This window comes from Rhizobium johnstonii 3841 (assembly GCF_000009265.1).
Taxonomy (GTDB): Bacteria; Pseudomonadota; Alphaproteobacteria; order Rhizobiales; family Rhizobiaceae; genus Rhizobium; species Rhizobium acaciae.
In genome coordinates, this window is the sequence record NC_008382.1 from 133,071 (window position 1) to 151,564 (window position 18,494).

General features: G+C 57.3%; 13 protein-coding genes and 10 pseudogenes. 13 read left to right on the forward strand and 10 right to left on the reverse strand.

The window, feature by feature from the left end; translation table 11 throughout:
* Positions 1 to 63: 63 nt before the first annotated feature.
* The 3 genes and pseudogenes from RL_RS40720 to RL_RS25075 all read left to right on the forward strand — a co-directional run.
* Entirely contained in the window at positions 64 to 255 is a 192-nt protein-coding gene (locus RL_RS40720) for a hypothetical protein (RefSeq protein ID WP_237352789.1), read from the forward strand.
* Positions 252 to 602 carry an IS66 family insertion sequence element accessory protein TnpB gene (gene tnpB, locus RL_RS25070; protein WP_011654616.1) on the forward strand — a complete coding sequence of 117 codons (351 nt, stop codon included), beginning with the start codon at positions 252 to 254 and terminating at the stop codon, positions 600 to 602. Before RL_RS40720 ends, tnpB begins: the two co-directional genes overlap by 4 nt.
* 59 nt (positions 603 to 661) lie before the next feature.
* Positions 662 to 1,831, forward strand: a pseudogene (locus RL_RS25075) (IS66 family transposase); the annotation flags it as partial.
* A gap of 49 nt (positions 1,832 to 1,880) precedes the next feature.
* On the opposite strand, the pseudogene RL_RS25080 reads toward RL_RS25075, so the two are convergent.
* A pseudogene (locus tag RL_RS25080) lies at positions 1,881 to 2,631 on the reverse strand (IS6 family transposase).
* Between the two features lie 5 nt (positions 2,632 to 2,636).
* Positions 2,637 to 3,167 (reverse strand): annotated as a pseudogene (locus tag RL_RS25085) (IS6 family transposase); the annotation flags it as partial.
* Positions 3,168 to 3,275: 108 nt separating this feature from the next.
* Here RL_RS25085 and RL_RS40725 point away from each other — a divergent pair.
* From RL_RS40725 to RL_RS25095, 3 genes and pseudogenes are all read left to right on the forward strand, one after another.
* Positions 3,276 to 3,398: pseudogene (locus RL_RS40725) on the forward strand (DUF945 domain-containing protein); the annotation flags it as partial.
* A 289-nt stretch (positions 3,399 to 3,687) separates the two neighbouring features.
* On the forward strand, positions 3,688 to 3,972 hold the full coding sequence (locus RL_RS25090) for a toxin-antitoxin system TumE family protein (protein ID WP_011654619.1): 285 nt from the start codon (positions 3,688 to 3,690) through the stop codon (positions 3,970 to 3,972).
* Positions 3,969 to 4,343 (forward strand): hypothetical protein, encoded by a 375-nt coding sequence (locus tag RL_RS25095; protein ID WP_011654620.1) that lies wholly within the window; start codon positions 3,969 to 3,971, stop codon positions 4,341 to 4,343. The genes RL_RS25090 and RL_RS25095 overlap by 4 nt, the downstream gene beginning before the upstream one ends.
* A gap of 230 nt (positions 4,344 to 4,573) precedes the next feature.
* On the opposite strand, the gene RL_RS25100 is transcribed toward RL_RS25095, so the two are convergent.
* A protein-coding gene (locus tag RL_RS25100; protein WP_173364455.1) for an IS3 family transposase occupies positions 4,574 to 5,712 on the reverse strand; the annotation gives its coding sequence in 2 pieces (ribosomal slippage) (positions 4,574 to 5,454 and positions 5,454 to 5,712; 1,140 coding nt in all).
* Positions 5,713 to 5,817: 105 nt separating this feature from the next.
* Positions 5,818 to 6,015: a hypothetical protein gene (locus RL_RS25110; protein WP_041936667.1), complete on the reverse strand. Its 198-nt coding sequence runs from the start codon at positions 6,013 to 6,015 to the stop codon at positions 5,818 to 5,820.
* 742 nt (positions 6,016 to 6,757) lie between these two features.
* Here RL_RS25110 and RL_RS25115 point away from each other — a divergent pair.
* Positions 6,758 to 7,252, forward strand: a complete 495-nt coding sequence (locus RL_RS25115; RefSeq protein ID WP_011654623.1) for a DUF192 domain-containing protein — start codon at positions 6,758 to 6,760, stop codon at positions 7,250 to 7,252.
* 82 nt (positions 7,253 to 7,334) lie between these two features.
* On the opposite strand, the pseudogene RL_RS25120 reads toward RL_RS25115, so the two are convergent.
* Positions 7,335 to 7,700: pseudogene (locus tag RL_RS25120) on the reverse strand (transposase); the annotation flags it as partial.
* A 56-nt stretch (positions 7,701 to 7,756) separates the two neighbouring features.
* Positions 7,757 to 8,505, reverse strand: a pseudogene (locus RL_RS25125) (IS6 family transposase).
* A 65-nt stretch (positions 8,506 to 8,570) separates the two neighbouring features.
* Between RL_RS25125 and RL_RS38085 the strand changes: the two are divergent.
* On the forward strand, positions 8,571 to 8,747 hold the full coding sequence (locus RL_RS38085) for a transposase domain-containing protein (protein WP_244432381.1): 177 nt from the start codon (positions 8,571 to 8,573) through the stop codon (positions 8,745 to 8,747).
* 149 nt (positions 8,748 to 8,896) lie between these two features.
* Here RL_RS38085 and RL_RS25130 read toward each other — a convergent pair whose 3' ends face one another.
* Positions 8,897 to 9,592, reverse strand: a complete 696-nt coding sequence (locus RL_RS25130) for a conjugal transfer ATPase VirC1 (protein ID WP_011654600.1) — start codon at positions 9,590 to 9,592, stop codon at positions 8,897 to 8,899.
* A gap of 377 nt (positions 9,593 to 9,969) precedes the next feature.
* A pseudogene (locus RL_RS25135) lies at positions 9,970 to 10,721 on the reverse strand (IS6 family transposase).
* Positions 10,722 to 10,925: 204 nt separating this feature from the next.
* Here RL_RS25135 and RL_RS25140 point away from each other — a divergent pair.
* The 4 genes and pseudogenes from RL_RS25140 to RL_RS38095 all read left to right on the forward strand — a co-directional run.
* The gene (locus RL_RS25140) at positions 10,926 to 11,576 is read left to right on the forward strand and encodes an outer membrane protein (protein WP_011654626.1); all 651 of its coding nucleotides are present in this window, start codon (positions 10,926 to 10,928) and stop codon (positions 11,574 to 11,576) included.
* A 46-nt stretch (positions 11,577 to 11,622) separates the two neighbouring features.
* A pseudogene (locus RL_RS25145) lies at positions 11,623 to 12,133 on the forward strand (IS6 family transposase); the annotation flags it as partial.
* A gap of 85 nt (positions 12,134 to 12,218) precedes the next feature.
* A protein-coding gene (locus RL_RS25155) for an IS3 family transposase (protein ID WP_173364455.1) occupies positions 12,219 to 13,357 on the forward strand; the annotation gives its coding sequence in 2 pieces (ribosomal slippage) (positions 12,219 to 12,477 and positions 12,477 to 13,357; 1,140 coding nt in all).
* 63 nt (positions 13,358 to 13,420) lie between these two features.
* Positions 13,421 to 13,659: pseudogene (locus RL_RS38095) on the forward strand (DDE-type integrase/transposase/recombinase); the annotation flags it as partial.
* A gap of 368 nt (positions 13,660 to 14,027) precedes the next feature.
* Here the strand turns inward: RL_RS38095 and RL_RS25160 are convergent.
* Positions 14,028 to 15,050, reverse strand: coding sequence for a DUF1254 domain-containing protein (locus tag RL_RS25160; protein ID WP_011654629.1), 1,023 nt, complete (start codon positions 15,048 to 15,050; stop codon positions 14,028 to 14,030).
* A 12-nt stretch (positions 15,051 to 15,062) separates the two neighbouring features.
* Positions 15,063 to 16,457, reverse strand: a complete 1,395-nt coding sequence (locus RL_RS25165; protein WP_244432388.1) for a DUF1254 domain-containing protein — start codon at positions 16,455 to 16,457, stop codon at positions 15,063 to 15,065.
* Between the two features lie 409 nt (positions 16,458 to 16,866).
* Here RL_RS25165 and RL_RS25170 point away from each other — a divergent pair.
* Positions 16,867 to 18,017: pseudogene (locus tag RL_RS25170) on the forward strand (site-specific integrase).
* Positions 18,018 to 18,494: the final 477 nt, after the last annotated feature.

Here is an 18,494-nt window from a genome sequence, read left to right on the forward strand (position 1 = left end):
CTGTCGCGGTCATTGTTGACCCGTTGGCGTCGGGAATATCGAAGCGGTCTTCTGAGCGTTTCCGTGTCAACAAGTTTCGTGCCGCTTGCGATTTCGCCGCCGCCGCCGGCATCTTCCGAGATGACCGCACCGCTACGATCTGAAGACAACAAGACGATCGAGATCGGCCTGCCGAACGGTCGTCGCCTGACGATCCCGGCTTCGCTTGATCCGACCATCCTTGCCCGCCTATTGCCGGTCCTGGATGCGTCATGATCGCCTTTCCGGCCGGGGTGAAGGTATGGATCGCGGGCGGGGTGACGGACATGCGTTGCGGCATGAACAGCCTGGCGCTGAAGGTTCAGCAAGGCCTTGGCCGCGATCCTCATGGCGGTGAGGTCTTCTGCTTCCGAGGTCGCAAGGGCGATCTGATCAAGGTCCTGTGGCATGACGGGATTGGCATGTCGCTCTATTTGAAGCGGCTGGAAGCTGGGAAGTTCATATGGCCGGTCAGCCAGAATGGCTCCGCCGTGCCAGTGTCGGCAGCGCAACTCGGCTATCTTCTGGAAGGGATCGACTGGCGCAATCCCCGCTGGACGCAACGGCCTGCGACGGCAGGCTAATCGCCATCATTCCACTGTTTTTGTTGGGCTTTCGGCGTGTTCCATGATAGCTTTCGGCCATGGATGATGCTGCTTCGGAGATAGCGAGATTGCGCGCCGCGCTTGCGGCATCGGAGGCGCGTGCTGCCTCCGCCGAGGCCGACCTCGCACAGGTGCTCGCCATCGTGACAACCTCCGAGGCGATGATCCGGCACCTCAAGCTCGAGATCGCAAAGATGCGCCGCGAGCAGTATGGCCAGAGCTCGGAACGGCGCGCCCGGCTGATCGACCAGATGGAACTGCAGCTCGAGGAACTCGAGGCCGATGCCACCGAGGACTAGATCGCGGCGGAACGCGTGGCAGCGAAGATCACAAATGTCTCGGCCTTCGAACGCCGCCGGCCGGCCCGCAAACCGTTCCCGGAGCACTTGCCGCGCGAACGCTTGATCATCGAAGCTCCCTCGACTTGCGCCTGCTGCGGCTCGGCCCGGATCGTGAAGATGGGTGAGGATATCACCGAGACGCTGGAGATCGTTCCGCGCCAGTGGAAGGTGATTCAGACGGTGCGAGAGAAGTTCACCTGCCGGGATTGCGAGAAGATCAGCCAGCCGCCGGCACCTTTCCATGCGACCCCACGTGGATGGGCAGGACCGAACCTGCTGGCGACGATCCTGTTCGAGAAGTTTGGCCAGCATCAGCCCTTGAACCGCCAGGCCGAGCGCTACGCCAGGGAAGGCGTCGATCTCAGTCTCTCCACGCTGGCCGATCAGGTCGGGGCTTGCACGACGGCGCTGCAACCGATCCATGATTTGATCCGTGCTCATGTTCTGGCCGCCGAGCGGCTGCATGGCGACGATACGACCGTGCCGCTCCTGGCCAGAGGCGCAACGAAGCAGGCAAGGTTATGGACCTACGTCCGCGAAGATCGTCCCTTTGCGGGCGGCGCGCCGCCTGCGGCGCTCTTCTACTTCTCTCCGGATCGCGAGAAGACCCACCCCAACACGCATCTTGCGGGGTGGCATGGTATCCTCCAGGCCGATGCCTATGGCGGCTATAACGATCTCTATCGTGCCGGCCGCAGCCCCGCGCCGATCAATAGCGCACTCTGCTGGAGCCATGCGCGGCGCAAGTTCTTCGAACTCGCTGACATCGCCGGCAATGTTCGCAAGGGCAAACCTGCTCATGAGATATCGCCGGTCGCGCTTGAGGCTGTCGCCCGTATTGATCGGCTCTTTGATATCGAGCGCGGGCGATGTCACGTTGTTTGATCAACGGCCGAAAAGTCGCTTGTCGGTAAACTCAGGTAATTGCAGCGGTCACGGCTTTCCACTGCGCCATTGCGCGGATCCGGTGGATGTGAGTGGAAAGGGCTGAACGTTTCCAATGCGGGGGAACGAAGAGATTTCGGATTGCTGAAAAGATCGATATGAAACGTTGCAAGCCTGCGACGGATCGAAATCCCTGCATCACCCGTTCTCGTTTTCGAAGTGGCACGTGAGAATTCTCCGCACGATTGTTCAGGCCCTTGTGCGATCGATGTTCGACAGCGGGCATGACATCTCGTTTTGCAGCGCTGTACGAGCGCAGTTTGTCTGTGATGATACGCTTCGGCGTCAGGCCCTGTTTCTTCAGCAGCCTGACCAGCAATCGCTTGGCAGCTTGGGTATCGCGGCGGGCTTGAACGATCTCGTCGAGAACGTAACCGTCTTGGTCAACGGCACGCCAGAGCCAATGTTTGCGGCCGCCGATGGAAATCACCACCTCGTCCAGATGCCAGATATCCTTTCGCGACGGCTTTTTTCTGCGCAACTGCCTGGCATAAGCCGTTCCGAATTTGCGGCCCCATCGCCGGATCGTTTCATAGGAGACGACAATGCCGCGCTCCAACAACATTTCCTCGACCATCCGCAGGCTCAAAGGGAACCGGAAATACAGCCAGACCGCACGGGCGATGATCTGCGGTGGAAAGCGGTGGTTCTTGTAGCTGACGGCAGGACTGTTCATCCCAACCCATTATCCGACAACCGTTAAGCCGCTCACAACGTGACATCACCGCTTGGTGACATAGTGGGCGGGGTCCGGATGTAGAAGCCCATCATCAACCGACGTTCTGATCGTTGACGGGAAGGTGTTGGCCCCGTCCGTCCCGACCTTATTCGGCGACAACAAGGGCTCGTCTTTGAGCATCTTGCGGAAGAACCGTTTGGCGGCGTCGAGATCGCGCTTCGCCGTCAACAGGAAGTCCATCGGATTGGCGTGTTTGTCGATGGCCCGATATAGGTATCGCCATTTGCCGCGGATCTTGACATAGGTCTCATCGACGCCAACAGAGCCGCAATGTGGCCGGCGGAACTGACGCAGCCGCTTCTCAATCATCGGCGCGTAGGCCAATACCCACCGATTAATTGTGCTGTGATCGACCACGAAGCCGCGTTCCCCGAACATCTCCTCGATATCCCGATAGCTGAGCGGATAACGAAGGTACCAAGCGACCGCCTGTACAATCAGCCATGCCTCGAAATGCCTGCCTTTGAAATCATCCTTCGACTGGCGCTTCAGCTTTTCGGCAATGGCATTCAGAATCATCGGTTCGCTCCGCAACTTTCGGAGCGGCAAATTCTCTGCGGATGGTCAACATAGGGTTAAGCCGAAAAATTTGCGACAGGCCCTTCTCGTGCCTCGCCGCCATGACGACCGCGCCGTGTCAAAACACGCTCGGTCAACGGGATAGATCAGGACATCAATCTGAACAGGGCCGCCTTATGGATACTGGGCGAGAAGATGGCGGCGCTCAAAGGCATCAAAACAGCGGCGTAGGTGTACATTGTGGAAACTCGGAGCTGGGACGTTCCGGGTTTCCACGTCGTCCAGTCCTGTCGGGCGAGATCTGGTTGCTGCCGGGATCGACCCGCCCGAAACCAGTCGAGGAGAGCCCTAGCCCCAGCCCCTCCCCTCGGGCACCCCATCCGGCCCCACTCGCGGCATAGCCGCCGCTTACACCCACGGCGCCACACGCTCGTTGGCTTCCATACTCTTCAGCATTTCTCTCTTATGCCGATGGTGATGGCATTCTTGACAACGGCACTCCGTTGGCATAAAAGATATCATGAAGGCAGAAAAGCTCATGCATGAAAAACGCCTCCTCCGGGATGGCGCGATTGTCGAAATGGTTATCTGGAAAGTGCCGCAGCCGGTTCCTGCCAGCAGCCATTTTTACAAATACCGCCTATTCTTCGGAAAGAATGGTCAGCGTATCGTCGGGTACGACAATGAGCGCGGCAAAGGTGATCATTGTCATTTGGACGGGGTGGAATACGCTTATGCCTTCGTTAGTGTCGATCAACTCAAGAATGATTTCCTTGCCGAAGTCACAAGGAGGCTGAAGCCATGAACCGAGCAGTGATCCAGATCAGGCAGGACAACGACGACCTGGCCGTTATAGCGGCAATGGGGGAGCGTTTCGTCACCGCATGGAAAAGCGGAGAGCCTCAAGATCCCGTTACCATCCTTACCTTCAGTTCACCCGCGCAACTGTTCTCTGTGATTTCGCCCAAGCGCTGGGAATTAATCGAACAGCTCCAGAAGATCGGGCCATCCAGCATTCGCGGTGTGGCCCGCGCGCTCGACAGAGATATCAAGCGTGTTCATGACGATGTTACCGCCCTTATGGAATGGGGCCTCATCGAGAAAAACGAGGACGATAAGGTGTTCGTTCCCTATGATGAGATTGAGGCTGATTTCACGCTTAAGGCGGCAGCCTGAACGGCTGTCGCTGGCAGCATGTCTAGTGGACGGACCTGGTCTGCGGCCGTGTCCGCCGGATTCCAGCGACAATCACTTGTTCATTCGACCCCGTTGTCTCCTCCTCAGGCGTCGAGCCAATTCTCGAGTCCCACTTCGGGATAAGCCGGGAAGTCTCGCTTACTGATGGAGAGGTGGCTCGGTTCGTCTGAACAACTTCGGCCGTTTCGCTAAGTGGATTTCCGCCTCGATTATGCTGCCACCATCATTGGTGCCAGCGCGTTGAAGTAGGCCTGATCCGGAGTCTGCCGGTCAAGGGATGAATGTGGGCGTCGGGTGTTGTAAAAGCTCAGATAGCGGCCGATGCCAGCGCGGGCCTCGGATACGCTCTTGTAGGCGTGGAGATAAACCTCCTCATATTTGATCGACCGCCAGAGCCGCTCGACGAAGACATTGTCCCGCCATGCGCCCTTGCCGTCCATCGAGATGGCGATTTCGGCCTTCTTCAACACCGCCGTGAAGTCGATGGAGGTGAACTGCGATCCCTGATCCGTATTGAAGATGTCAGGCTTGCCATGCCTGGCGAGAGCCTCATCAACCGCTTCGATGCAGAAGGCTGCTTCCATCGTGATCGATAGCCGCCACGACAGGACCTTCCGGCTGAACCAGTCGACGACGGCGCAGAGATAGACGAATCCCCGCGCCATGGGGATGTAGGTCAGGTCCATAGCCCAGACCTGGTTAGGCCGGGTGACCGCCAGCTTGCGCAGGAGGTAGGGATAGATTTTGTGCCCTGACGCTGGTTTCGAGGTGTTCGGGCGGCGATAGATCGCTTCGATGCCCATCTTCTTCATCAGCGTAGCGACGTGAAGCCGCCCAGTTTTCAGCCCATCTCCCCTCAAGAGCCCTTGCAACATTCGACTTCCGGCAAACGGGTAGTCGAGATGCAGTTCGTCGATCCGGCGCATCAGGGCAAGATCGCCGTCAGGCACTGGACGAGGCAGATAATAGACGCTGCCACGGCTGAAGCCGAGAAGCTTCGCCTGGCGCACGACGGATAGCTTATGCTCGCGGTCGATCATTTCTTTCCGCCCAGCAATCCCGCCTTGCCGAGCGCACCGGATAAAAAATCGTTCTCCAATGTCAGTTCGCCGATCTTGGCATGAAGCGTTTTGACATCGACGGTTGGTCCCGCCGGCTCCGCCTTCGCTTCATCGCCGAAAACGCCTGTCGCCCCCTCAAGGAGCTGGTCTTTCCACTGTTTGATCTGGTTGGCGTGCACGTCAAACTGCTGGGACAATTCCACCAGCGTCTGCTCGCCTCTGATCGCGGCAAGTGCCACCTTCGCCTTGAAAGCCGGGCTATGGTTCCGGCGCGGTCGTCTCGTCATGGTATCTCCTGTTCCCGGCATCTAAGCCGAAGTCAGGCAGAAATTCCACTTATCCCCGCAGTACAGATTTCCCGAGCCAGCTCTAGATGGTGTGGTCCGATCTTCTCATGCATCATGACCGGCCTCCTTCTGTTGGGAGGCATGTCCGCACTTTGCGTGATCGACGAACAGCCGCACGATGAGCACCGTCAACGCTTGGCGGGTCTCCTCCGGCAACTCCGGCCATTGCGGCGTCCCTGCCGTCTTCCCCCGCTGCGGGGCGGAGAACAGATCGAACTGGCATGTCATGGGCTGGCGAGGCATGAACATCTCTCCGACTCGTTTCGTGAGAGACCAATGCTGCGCCCATTACCGAAGATTGCGATGGGGCATCAGCGTCCTTCAGCAATCCTGCCAAAATATGCAGGCTTGCGAGATCGACGTGCGGGACCGCCAGGCTACGCCAACAACCACTCACTGATCGGTCGAACATCCACGGCGGGACCTCAAGAAGTCGACCAGAAGAAGAACCAGAAAGGCTGCAGCGGAAAATATGCGTCCCTTTGGACACCGCCTCATGCACGTGAACGAGCCGCCCCGACCAGGGATGCCACGGATACAGAAGCTCGCGAACCTCGGTCTCGTGGGTGTTCTGTCGTCGTGTTGTACAACAGAAACAGACCGCACTCGTCGCTGGGCAATATCACCCCCAGCGAATTCGCAATGAAAATGGTCATGGAAAAACAGGCCGCATGAGGCCAGATTAAAAACCCAAGACTCTCCCGAAAACTGGAGGGAGATTGGGTCTCAGGTCACTGACACCGCTCAATATCAGTCGCCGGGTGATCCACGCAACAACGCCGATATGGATAAGCCGCCCAGACCAGGGATGCCACGGATATAAAAGCTCACGAACCTCGGTCCCGTGGGTGTTCCGTCGCCCTGTTGTACAACACGCTTCACACGCATAAGGCTTTGGGATATCGGTAAACGAGCGAGTTCTCAAACCGTCAAACAGAAATCTGATCCAGTCTGGCTTTTATGGGCCAACTCCACGCGTTGGGACATGATCGCACACGGCAGCAAAGAGGTGACGACTATGTTTCTACTTAAGGCTATTACGCTGGTTTCGTTGCTTAACGCAAATTGTGATGTCGCAGCGATCGAAATCGCAAAACGCCCATTAATCGTGATGGTCGCAAATGCCTCGGATGAGCGCAGCAGGGGACTCATGCGCAGGCGAGTTCTTAGCCCGTTCGACGGCATGATATTTGCCTACGATTCCCCTCACCATGTGCGGTTGTGGATGCAAGATACTCCGCTCCCACTGGACATGTTATTCTTCGATGGTAATGGTCGACTGGTATCGCTGCATCGCAACGCTGTGCCCTTGGATCAAGCTCCAATCGACGGCGGGAGTAATGTGCAGTACGTAGTTGAACTCCAGGCCGGTGGGCACCCTGATATATTGGCGGAACCTAACATACTTGAGCTAAACGCATGCAACGGCATTCTTGTTGATGAGCAGCTGCGAAATAAGACTAGACGACCGATTCCATGAAAGCGGCGTTTGATGGAACCTGAAGTGCGCTCTGGGTGCATGGATCGGGACTTGAGCGGATCTGGATCTGTGATGGGGCTATCTATGTGGTCGGTCCATTGCGGCGGATGGATTTAGGGCGTGCGCATGCAGGCATACGATTGAGGGCGGCGCAGCCGATGGCCACTTCCGTCTGCTGAGCGTGAAACGACCGAGCCCGCAGACGCCGCCCGATGATGGACTTGTATCGGCCGATGGCAGTCTCGACCAGCGAGCGCTTGCCGTAGCCGGTGGAGGCCTGCCATTTCATTCGCCCGTCTCTGCTGATTGCAGCGATCTGCTGATCCCTTTGTCCGGGAGATTGATCGCCGGCTGGTTCGATCGCGTTGGCGCGCGGGGGAATGACGATGACGGCAGCCGCACTGTGGTCGGTGACCGCGTCGTAGGTGGGTTTCCCGTCATAGGCGCCGCTGTGGCGATGTCACGTTGTTTGATCAACGGCCGAAAAGTCGCTTGTCGGTAAACTCAGGTAATTGCAGCGGTCACGGCTTTCCACTGCGTTGCGCGGATCCGGTGGATGTGAGTGGAAAGGGCTGAACGTTTCCAATGCGGGGGAACGAAGAGATTTCGGATTGCTGAAAAGATCGATATGAAAGGTTGCAAGCCTGCGACGGATCGAAATCCCTGCATCACCCGTTCTCGTTTTCGAAGTGGCACGTGAGAATTCTCCGCACGATTGTTCAGGCCCTTGTGCGATCGATGTTCGACAGCGGGCATGACATCTCGTTTTGCAGCGCTGTACGAGCGCAGTTTGTCTGTGATGATACGCTTCGGCGTCAGGCCCTGTTTCTTCAGCAGCCTGACCAGCAATCGCTTGGCAGCTTGGGTATCGCGGCGGGCTTGAACGATCTCGTCGAGAACGTAACCGTCTTGGTCAACGGCACGCCAGAGCCAATGTTTGCGGCCGCCGATGGAAATCACCACCTCGTCCAGATGCCAGATATCCTTTCGCGACGGCTTTTTTCTGCGCAACTGCCTGGCATAAGCCGTTCCGAATTTGCGGCCCCATCGCCGGATCGTTTCATAGGAGACGACAATGCCGCGCTCCAACAACATTTCCTCGACCATCCGCAGGCTCAAAGGGAACCGGAAATACAGCCAGACCGCACGGGCGATGATCTGCGGTGGAAAGCGGTGGTTCTTGTAGCTGATGGTCGATGAGGTCATCTCAACCGAATTATCCGCCACCCGTTAAGTTGCCGACAACGTGACATCGCCCCGGTTACCAATACGGTTTGGTCAACCAGTGGATGGAAGGGATAAGTGACCTTGGATTCGAATGCCAGAAACCCGGCATTATGAACCCGGCTTCGACGACCATCGCGACGCTCTGGCAAACGGCAAGATAAATGCCATCGATCCGCAAGCTTGGTTGACCCAGACGCTTGAGCGCCTTGCGAATGGATGGCCTAGCAGTGAAATCGACGCGCTCATGCCATGGAACTACGCCCCCTGAACGGCCCCGGCTTGTCGCTTACGAGCCACCTCAGCTCAGCCAAGAAGAACATGCGAAAGCACGGTTCGTCATCGCCGGGTCCCTTGATTTGGTTCGTCGGCAGCGACCGGATGGAGACGCACCGTCACCCACGTTTGCGGATTGCCATATCAATGCTCGACTGTGCTGCTTACAAATTTGCCGAGGGAACGCAAATCTTCCATCGCTGCTTCGAGATTGCGCAGTGTCAGCCGCATGGACGAGTTTGCTGCGGCATTACGGAGATTCAGATGCAGCATTCCTCGATCCTTCATCGCGGCGAAAGCGTCCCTTTCGTGCATCGGCGTATCTGCAAGCGGCAGAGTACTTAGCATCTCCGATATTAGCCGCTCCGAGGAATTTAGCCGGTTGGCCGGCACACGTTGGCGCAGAATTGCGGCTGGTATGGCAAGGTTTTCACCAATCAGCAATTCGATGATGTAACGAAATGTGGCAAGTGCCTCGTCGGCATCGAGGGGAGTAAGCATTGTCGGGATCAGCAGGAGATTAGAACTGGCGATCACTGTGTTATTGAGCTCGCTGGATCCATGGTGAGTTTCCACTAGGCAATAGTCGAACCCGCGGCCTGCTGCCTCTTCGTAGGCGACCTCAAGAAGCGGCAACTCGTCCGTGATGAAGATCTCACAAAGTGGATCCCAGGCGTTACGTCGCGTCGCATTTTCTTTCCATTTGCTGAGTGGCCGATTTTCGTCGGCTTCGAAAAGTGCAATTGTCTTACCATCTGCGGCAAGTGCCGAGCAGAGGCCCATCAGCGCTGTTGTTTTCCCAGCGCCTCCTTTAAATGAGCAGCAGGTTACAAGTTGCATTGAAAACTCCTTGGTGCGGCCGCGTCTTCCCCACGAGAATTTGTATGCAAATTGGTCGTTCTATACAAAAACGACCGCCTGAAAGATTGTGAATACAGCACGCAAAAGCGGGAATTATATTGCAACTGCAACCGTCCATTCTTGGATCTCTGGGGGCGGTTTGTTTATATCGACAAGCGCACTTCGTGAAAGATGAGCGTCTGGATGCAGTAAGCTGTTCGCCGTAACCGTCGGTCCGCTTGTCTATGACCTATGATGAGAAGCCGGCCTTATCTTAGCTCTTCGATGCCCGTCGCATGGGGACAGTCGGCGGATGGGTACAAGGGGCGATGTCACGTTGTTTCATGGACGCCTGAACAAGGCGCTTGTTTGTGACGTCAGGCAGTTGCGCCGGTCACGGCTTTCCACTGCGCCATTGCGCGGATCCGGTGGATGTGAGTGGAAAGGGCTGAACGTTTCCAATGCGGGGGAACGAAGAGATTTCGGATTGCTGAAAAGATCGATATGAAAGGTTGCAAGCCTGCGACGGATCGAAATCCCTGCATCACCCGTTCTCGTTTTCGAAGTGGCACGTGAGAATTCTCCGCACGATTGTTCAGGCCCTTGTGCGATCGATGTTCGACAGCGGGCATCACATCCCGTTTTGCCGCGCCGTATGAGCGCAGTTTGTCGGTGACGATGCGCTTCGGTGACAGGCCCTGCTTCTTCAGCAGCCTGACCAGCAATCTCTTGGCAGCCTTGGTATCGCGGCGGGTCTGGACGATCTCATCGAGAACGTAGCCGTCTTGGTCAACGGCGCGCCAAAGCCAATGTTTTCGGCCGCCGATGGAAATCACGACCTCGTCCAGATGCCAGATATCCTTTCGCGACGGCTTCTTTCTATGCAACTGCTTGGCGTAGGCCGCCCCGAATTTGCGGCCCCATCGCCGTATCGTTTCGTAAGAGACGACGATACCGCGCTCCAGCAACATTTCCTCGACCAGCCGCAGGCTCAACGGGAACCGGAAATACAGCCAGACCGCACGGGCGATGATCTGCGGTGGAAAGCGGTGGTTCTTGTAGCTGATGGTCGATGAGGTCATCTCAACCGAATTATCCGCCACCCGTTAAGTTGCCGACAACGTGACATCGCCTGTTTTACAGCTTTCAGGCTACTGTCAGCTATAGCCGCTAGAAGGATGTTTGTTGAATTGACGCTGGCGAAGACAATGAGAGGACCTATCAATATCATCCGAGGTGCTGATCGCCAGCGGCGATGAAAGCCTAAATCGATGCTTCAAGGCAATCAGAGCCGTTAACTGCACTTCTGGCATCGGCTCGTTAGGGAGTTCCTATGTCGATAACTAAAAGAAAAATCGTCTTCGTAATTGTCTCAACCCTAATGGCACGCGGCGCGTCGGCGGCCGATCTCGCCGACCACAGCGTTCCGAGCGCCCCCTCTTATGACGCGCCGGGAACCTTCTCGTGGGCCGGGGCTTACGCCGGTCTTCACGGAGGTGTCGCGGCCCCCAAATTCAACCCGTTCAACAATGATCGCGCCCCAGCGGTGGGCGCTCAGGTAGGTTACAATTTCCAGGCCGGACCGGGCGTTTTCGGCGCAGAACTGGAAGGCTCTTACCTGAACAATGAAGTGCGTGTGCCCGGCGGCAAGGTGGAAAGCCGCTTCCGCGGTGCCGCGAAGGCGAAGGCTGGCTTGGGCCTTGACCGCACTTTCATCTACGGCACCGCGGGCGTCACAACGACCGAGTTCGAGGGCCGCCGCCCCGTATTCGGATCGGACAAGTGGAAATCCGGACCGGAGAGCTGGAAACAGGGCTACCTCTTCGGCGGCGGCGTCGAGCACGCGTTTCCGGGCGGCGTGTCAGCAAAGATCGAGTACAACTACGTCATTAATAACGCTGTCCCGACCCCGAGCGGAGGCGTCAACTCGGGGTCAGACCTTAACGATAGTGTAATTAAGGCGGGCATTAACTTTCGCTTCTGAAGACCATCGCTTCGAATTGAACAATGTGGCACTTCGGTGGCAGGTGATGTCACGTTGTGAGCGGCTTAACGGTTGTCGGATAATGGGTTGGGATGAACAGTCCTGCCGTCAGCTACAAGAACCACCGCTTTCCACCGCAGATCATCGCCCGTGCGGTCTGGCTGTATTTCCGGTTCCCTTTGAGCCTGCGGATGGTCGAGGAAATGTTGTTGGAGCGCGGCATTGTCGTCTCCTATGAAACGATCCGGCGATGGGGCCGCAAATTCGGAACGGCTTATGCCAGGCAGTTGCGCAGAAAAAAGCCGTCGCGAAAGGATATCTGGCATCTGGACGAGGTGGTGATTTCCATCGGCGGCCGCAAACATTGGCTCTGGCGTGCCGTTGACCAAGACGGTTACGTTCTCGACGAGATCGTTCAAGCCCGCCGCGATACCCAAGCTGCCAAGCGATTGCTGGTCAGGCTGCTGAAGAAACAGGGCCTGACGCCGAAGCGTATCATCATAGACAAACTGCGCTCGTACAGCGCTGCAAAACGAGATGTCATGCCCGCTGTCGAACAGAGCTGGCTCGGGAAATCTGTACTGCGGGGATAAGTGGAATTTCTGCCTGACTTCGGCTTAGATGCCGGGAACAGGAGATACCATGACGAGACGACCGCGCCGGAACCATAGCCCGGCTTTCAAGGCGAAGGTGGCACTTGCCGCGATCAGAGGCGAGCAGACGCTGGTGGAATTGTCCCAGCAGTTTGACGTGCACGCCAACCAGATCAAACAGTGGAAAGACCAGCTCCTTGAGGGGGCGACAGGCGTTTTCGGCGATGAAGCGAAGGCGGAGCCGGCGGGACCAACCGTCGATGTCAAAACGCTTCATGCCAAGATCGGCGAACTGACATTGGAGAACGATTTTTTATCCGGTGCGCTCGGCAAGGCGGGATTGCTGGGCGGAAAGAAATGATCGACCGCGAGCATAAGCTATCCGTCGTGCGCCAGGCGAAGCTTCTCGGCTTCAGCCGTGGCAGCGTCTATTATCTGCCTCGTCCAGTGCCTGACGGCGATCTTGCCCTGATGCGCCGGATCGACGAACTGCATCTCGACTACCCGTTTGCCGGAAGTCGAATGTTGCAAGGGCTCTTGAGGGGAGATGGGCTGAAAACTGGGCGGCTTCACGTCGCTACGCTGATGAAGAAGATGGGCATCGAAGCGATCTATCGCCGCCCGAACACCTCGAAACCAGCGTCAGGGCACAAAATCTATCCCTACCTCCTGCGCAAGCTGGCGGTCACCCGGCCTAACCAGGTCTGGGCTATGGACCTGACCTACATCCCCATGGCGCGGGGATTCGTCTATCTCTGCGCCGTCGTCGACTGGTTCAGCCGGAAGGTCCTGTCGTGGCGGCTATCGATCACGATGGAAGCAGCCTTCTGCATCGAAGCGGTTGATGAGGCTCTCGCCAGGCATGGCAAGCCTGACATCTTCAATACGGATCAGGGATCGCAGTTCACCTCCATCGACTTCACGGCGGTGTTGAAGAAGGCCGAAATCGCCATCTCGATGGACGGCAAGGGCGCATGGCGGGACAATGTCTTCGTCGAGCGGCTCTGGCGGTCGATCAAATATGAGGAGGTTTATCTCCACGCCTACAAGAGCGTATCCGAGGCCCGCGCTGGCATCGGCCGCTATCTGAGCTTTTACAACACCCGACGCCCACATTCATCCCTTGACCGGCAGACTCCGGATCAGGCCTACTTCAACGCGCTGGCACCAATGATGGTGGCAGCATAATCGAGGCGGAAATCCACTTAGCGAAACGGCCGAAGTTGTTCAGACGAACCGAGCCACCTCTAACATCGATCGCACAAGGGCCTGAACAATCGTGCGGAGAATTCTCACGTGCCACTTCGAAAACGAGAACGGGTGATGCAGGGATTTCGATCCGTCGCAGGCTTGCAACGTTTCATATCGATCTTTTCAGCAATCCGAAATCTCTTCGTTCCCCGCATTGGAAACGTTCAGCCCTTTCCACTCACATCCACCGGATCCGCGCAATGGCGCAGTGGAAAGCCGTGACCGGCGCAACTGCCTGACGTCACAAACAAGCGCCTTGTTCAGGCGTCCATGAAACAACGTGACATCGCCGTCTGCGCCATTGAGACCCCCCGGCCGACGTATCGGCTTGGCCACGATCAATTGCTGCAGATCGTAGAATGCTCCACGAAAATGACAGTTGGAAGACGCCAGATCTTGAAAGCTGTTCTACCGACGACGGCTCGTTTTGGCCCTAACCGCATATTCCGATCCAAAACCCCGAAGTCAGCCTTGCGCCGCCTATTATGGTCATAGAATTAGTTTTGCCTCGGACGGAAAACAGACACCAGCTCGCTTCAACGAGACGGGATCCGCACGCTGAAACTGGAACGTCCTGATACTTCCGGTTCCCCGCTTCGTATGGCGATCAGCCGGCGGGTTGGGGTTCCGGAAACTTCCAGGTGCCGTCAAGAATTTCCGCTTTGGGTCGATAGAGCCGCACGGTGTAATTCCAGCCCTTCATGACGGGCAGGCAATTGGGAATGTTCCCATCGCAGCCACCGAACTGGATTGCGATGGACCCGTCCCCGCTTTTCTTCGCTGTCACGTTGTTGAGCGAATAGGCATCGTACTGATTTTTTTCGAAGTAGCCCTTCGCGTTGTAAAGACTGATGGACCAGAAGCCATCGACCGGAACATCCTTGACGGTAAGTTTGTAGATGGCGTTGCCATCATTGTTCGCAGGAGTCACGTTGAGGTAAGACGCGTCCTTGTCGGGATTACCGCCCCAGGCCGCTGCACTCGCAATGAGGTGACGAACGGGATCCACCTCGGCCTTGGAGCCAAACGCCTTGTTGAAATCCGTCATAGTGGTCGCCAGGATCAGCAGCGCATCACGGAGCTTCTTTTGAGCGGCCTGATCCCAATCCGGAGTTTCGAGCGCGCCCGGTCCGCCCGCCTGGTCAATCTTTATAGCATCCTGAAGAGCATGCACCGTCTTGACGTCATCGGGATTGTTCGGGTCGACGAATGTGCGGATGGCGACTGCGACATATCGTGTGCCGACGCTTTCTTTCGTCAGCGTCGTCGTTCCGGAGTATGAGACCGCGGAAATGTAGTGATCTTCGTTAATCGCCAGCAGCGACATGAAACGCGTCCCGGCATCCGGCAAAACGATGGTCGCCGGTCCGGCGTCGAGATCGAGGATCGCTGATGAATAAAGCGTATCCCGGTTCAGACGAATGACCGTCTGGTTTTCGATGTCCGCAGGTTCGCGACGATGCACCAGTTTGCCGAGACCACCATCTTTGGCAATGTTTTGGAAATACAAGTCGCTTTCGGCCCTGACGAAATTGTCGACCGTGACGGGCTCGGTGGCGAGAGCTGGCGAGCATGCCAGTGCAATGAGTATTCCAGTGAGCGAGATTTTTGCCATGAAGCTGCGGGTCATATCGGGAACTCCTTAGACACTGCGAACAAGAGCGGGCGCTTTCCATCTGCCATCCAGTGCCTCCGGCTTGGGCCAGTAAAGCCGCATGGCCATGAAGAAGGGACCGGCAGGCGCAGGAAGCCAGTTGGCCTCCTTGTCTTTGCCGGGCGATTGATGCTGGATGTACACAGTGACCCCTCCGTCTTCATCCTTGCGGAGATCGGGGAGCATCGCCGAGTTGATCAGATAGCGGTTCAGATCATTCGCGGATAGCAGGCTTGATGGCAACTCATAGAGCGTGAGCGACCAGAAGGCGTTGACGGGCGGTAGTTCGCCGCTCGCCAAACGAAGCGTATACTGCGCGTTGCCAGTCAGTGGTTTTTTGCCATCGTCAACGAAGTAGGCGGGGTACATCGCCTCGTCCTTGGAGTTCCCGTAGATCCCGAGAACTGCACCAGACATGCGGTCGATATAATGGCCCGCCAGATGTTCACGGGTGCCAAAACTGTCGCCGCTGCTGCGTTTCCCGGTATCCAGTTCCGTTTCCTTGAACTGCTTGAATTCCGCCCAGGCGTCCGCCATACCCGCGCTGAGGGCATCGACGATCTCCGGCTTCAATGTCGTGACATCGAACGGTTTTCCTGTCCCGATTCCCAGTTTGGCAAACCGTTCTTTGATCTCTACCTCAGAAGGGTGTGTCGGGCAGAACTGGAGGATGAAACTCAACTGCTCGAAGAACTTGGGTGAGGTCTTTTGCTGGTCTGGTGTGAGCGGGGGCAGGAACTGCACGATGGGTGCGGCCTCCGGCGCTGGTTCGCCAAGGAAGCGTGATAGCGTCTGGACGGCATAGCCTTCCTGAATCTTCTTCACATTGTCGATGTCGTCAGGACCGAAAAGCTGTGTTCGGTAGAGAATAAACGCGAATTCCGTTTCACACCGAATGATGTCCTTGATGCCGGCCGGTGTCTCACCCTTCCACTCGGGCCCGGCAAGCAGATAATCTCCGGCCTCATTGCCGGTGGCGCGGTTGCCGACATAGGCAAAATTAAACGTGTACAGATCGATGAATTGCAGAGAGTAATAACGGCCGCTGTCGATCTCCGGCACGGTGAAAACAAGCGGCTCTGCTCGAAGATCAGCGCCGACGTAAGAATACGGCGTATCCGAATTCGGGGTCTGGATTGCCTTGTCGTCCGGCGTATAGACACGCGCATTGTTGACCAGTGTGTTCCAGTCAGCCTTGTATTCCGGCCCGCCTTTGTCGACGAAATACGAGTGTTGAACCCGATAGTTATCGACCAGGGGAAACCCGAAAATGGTCGCTTCCTTGGCGATTGCGCGGGCTTCGTCGGCCGTGATTTCTGCGGCCGCCGCATAGGGTGCGGTCAAAGTAAACTGAGACCCCGCGACCACAAACGCTGTCGACATCAAAAGGGTTCGTCGTGAAAACATAGCAGCACCTCCCAATCGCAAGAGTGCCGACTAGATGCCAAAACGTGTGCGAAAACAAGGTGCGCAACCTACAACATTTGAATCGTGATGTCCGCATTGGGCTGAGCTAGGCCATTCGCGCTGAGACGCCGTGCCTGCTTCCATGGAAGGTGGCCTAGCACCGGACTGTCTGTCGTCGGCCCTAAACCAGACACAGTGTCCCGATGTTCCGACCTCCGCTTTTCGCCCATTGCGGTCAATCAGAAAGATTCCACTGATCTTGGCAGTTGATAAACTGTGCAATTACAAGAGAATCGATTCCGCTCAATCGAGTTGATCGACACAGAAAGAATCGCAGCAAATCACGGCCCCAGCGGCTGGCGAAACCCGCGATTTTGGAGCGTCCGTGGCCAAACCCAGAAAATCACAGACTTCCGTCGAGCGGCGCGCCGAAGAACTCGACACCATTGCCGCCGTGCTGCCGATCGAGCGCCGCGACGAACTTGCCGAGCTGCTCACCGACCAGGACGTCGAAACGCTGCGCCATCTCGTCAACCAGGGCATGGGCGACAACACGCTGCGGGCGCTGACCTCGGACCTCGCCTATCTGGAAGCCTGGGGGACTGGCGGCGACCGGACAATCGCTGCCCTGGCCGGCACCCGAGGCGCTGCTGCTCAAATTCGTCGCCCACCATCTGTGGGCTCCGGAAAAACGTGCCGCCGATCCCGATCACGGCATGCCGGCCGACGTCGACGAAGACCTCCGGAGCCAGGGTTTTCTCAGATCCGCAGGCCCGCACGCGCCATCGACGGTGCGCCGGCGGCTGGCGAACTGGTCGACGCTGACCAAATGGCGCGGTTTTGACGGCGCCTTCGCCTCCCCTGCCCTCAAATCAGCCATTCGGCTGGCGATCCGAGCCGTGCCAAGACAACGTCTTCGCAAGAGCGCCAAGGCGGTCACCGGCGACGTGCTGGCAAAGCTGCTGGCGACGTGCGCCACGGACAGCCTGCGCGATCTGCGCGACCGGGCGATCCTGATGGTCGCCTTTGCCTCCGGCGGCCGCCGGCGCAGCGAGATTGCCGGCTTGCGGCGCGAGCAGCTAACCATCGAGCCGCCGATCGAGGAGCCGGACGGTCCTCCCCTCCTCTTCTCTGGCTATCCATCTCGGCCGCACCAAGACCAGCTCGGGCGAGGAGAACGACGTCGTCTACCTGACCGGCCGGCCGGTGGAGGCGCTGAATGCCTGGATGACAGCTGCGAAGGTGGAAAGCGGCAGCGTGTTTCGGGGGATCGGGCGATGGGGAACGGTCTCAAAGCGGGCGATCGATCCGCAATCAGTCAATGCGATCATCAAGCAGCGGGTGGAAATGGCCGGGCTGAAGGCTGGGGAGTTTTCCGCCCACGGCTTGCGGTCGGGATTTCTCACTGAGGCGGCCATCCGCAACATCCCGCTCCTCGAAGCCATGGAACAGTCGCGTCATCGGTCAGTGCAACAGGCGTCGAACTACTACAACAACGCTACACGTCCAAGCGGACGCGCCGCCCGTATGCTGTGACGCTGGCTTCTGTTCTGTGTCCGAAGATAACGAAAGGTCTCCCGCTCGAGCAAAAGTGTGTCTATTTGCGTGAGCACCTCGCGCCAAAACTTGCTAACAGAGTAGGTAACCATAGCCCTCCCTCGAGTGCGATCAGTAGGTCGACGGTTTCAATCCCGGGTCGGCGCGTGCTTTGAGTGAGAGCTCCCCTCGCCGCTCTGCATCGTAGTGAATAAAGTTCGTTGGCAAACAGGTCGATTCGGCCGAGATCTCAATGTGTTCCGCGGCAAGAGTTACTACGGCTGGATTAAGCGAGCACTTTGGCTTGCGCTTTTCCAACGCGGGGGAGGAATCGCAGTTTCTCTCGGATAGCTAGATAACTCCTTGTTTTTCATGGATGCGAGGCTCGAAACCATCGATTTCACGGGAAGGACCAGTCAGTGTATTAACTGCTTGTTAACCAAAAAACTCTTGCCCGGCTGACAGAATCGGGGCCTA